The sequence below is a fragment of the Bradyrhizobium sp. NBAIM08 genome, from assembly GCF_020193935.1.
Lineage (GTDB): Bacteria > Pseudomonadota > Alphaproteobacteria > Rhizobiales > Xanthobacteraceae > Bradyrhizobium > Bradyrhizobium yuanmingense.
In genome coordinates, this window is the sequence record NZ_JADYVR010000596.1 from 1 (window position 1) to 428 (window position 428).

Sequence of the window (428 nt, forward strand, 5' to 3'; positions counted from 1 at the left end):
GACGAACACGCCACCCACGGGTCCGAAGGTCGTGTAGCCGTAGTCCGACTGGCTCATGTCGATCGCGCTCTGCACGAACGCCCACGTCATGTCCAGTGCTCCCAGCAGCGGCAGCAGACCCCGGAGGAAGAAGTCTCGCGCGTTGGTGACTATCGACCGGCGGAACAGCCAGACGCACGAGTACGCCGTCACGCCGTAGTAGAAGGCGACGGCGAGGCCCAGGGAGGCGATCGAGTCGGCGAGCGCGTTGGCGCTGACGAAGGACAGCACCAGGTAGAAGGCGGTGGCGGTGACACCCATCACCGCCGTCGCGAACCCCGGGGTCCGGTACCGCGGGTGAATGCGGGAGAACCGCTCGGGGATCGCTCCGTACACCGCCATCGCGAGCGCCCCCCGCGCAGTCGGGAGGATCGTGGTCTGGGTGGACG

The 428-nt window shown here is 68.0% G+C and carries 1 pseudogene; it reads right to left on the minus strand.

Going from position 1 to position 428, the window contains the following annotated elements:
• Nucleotides 1–381: pseudogene (locus tag I6F37_RS41135) on the minus strand (hypothetical protein); the annotation flags it as partial.
• Between the last annotated feature and the right edge of the window lie 47 nt (nt 382–428).